Genomic DNA, 767 nt, shown 5'->3' on the forward strand with positions numbered 1-767 from the left:
TCGCCGATGCGCCGCGCGGTGCGGGCGCGCACCTCGGGCGAGGCGGTGGCGGGGCGGGCCCGCCAGCTCGTGTCGGGGCCTTCGTAGAGGTAGCAGTAGCGGCAGGCGAGGTTGCACCTGCTGTGCGTCTTGAGGATGAACTGCCGGAAGGGGTACGGGGCTTCGCCTGCTCCCCCGCTGCCGTGCCCGTGTCCGTGGCCCGGCGCGGAGGGGGTTGTCGCTCGCACTGCTCGCTCCCCCAGCTCCGGTCGAGGGGCGGTCCCGTGCCCCGTGTGGTGGGTCTCCCGCTCGCCGCGGAGGGCGAAACCTCCTACGGGCCCGATGTCCGGTTCGCCGCGCCGCCCGGCCGAAAGCGCGAGCCCGTACGGGCACCCGCTCCCGTACGGAACCGGCAGCCCCGTACGGGAGTGGATGCCCGTACGGGAGCGGGTGCCGGTCCGCGCGGGCCCCGGTACCCGGCGACGGCGAACTCGGTTCTCACATCGCGTTGTTGAATCCCCACAGCATCTCGCTCGACGTCCCGGCGCGCTCCCGGAGCCCGTCGAGCACTTCGTTCAGGACCGGGTGGTCGAGGGCGCGCAGGGCGCGCAGGTCGAGAGCGGTGAGGTCGGGGAGCGCCTCGGCCTGGCCGGGTGCTCCGCTGCTGTCGTGCGTCATGAGGTTCCCCCTCGTCGATGCGGCTCGGTGCGGAGCGGGACGGCGCTGTCCCGGACCCGGGCGCCCCGCCCACCCCGGCGCGCCCGTACGGCGGCGGCCCGCGGCACGGT

Annotated in this window: 1 protein-coding gene and 1 pseudogene; both read right to left on the reverse strand. The window is 75.4% G+C overall.

Annotated elements, in window-relative coordinates:
- Positions 1–227: pseudogene (locus tag G3I42_RS17610) on the reverse strand (FxsB family radical SAM/SPASM domain protein); the annotation flags it as partial.
- A 250-nt stretch (positions 228–477) separates the two neighbouring features.
- The gene (fxsA, locus tag G3I42_RS17615; RefSeq protein ID WP_164287085.1) at positions 478–657 is read right to left on the reverse strand and encodes an FxSxx-COOH cyclophane-containing RiPP peptide; all 180 of its coding nucleotides are present in this window, start codon (positions 655–657) and stop codon (positions 478–480) included.
- Between the last annotated feature and the right edge of the window lie 110 nt (positions 658–767).

The sequence above is a fragment of the Streptomyces sp. SID11385 genome, from assembly GCF_010548245.1.
Classification (GTDB): Bacteria; Actinomycetota; Actinomycetes; order Streptomycetales; family Streptomycetaceae; genus Streptomyces.

Bases quoted from the DNA above. Each gene is read 5' to 3' on its own strand.
- fxsA (WP_164287085.1), bottom strand. From the start codon at position 657: ATGACGCACGACAGCAGCGGAGCACCCGGCCAGGCCGAGGCGCTCCCC.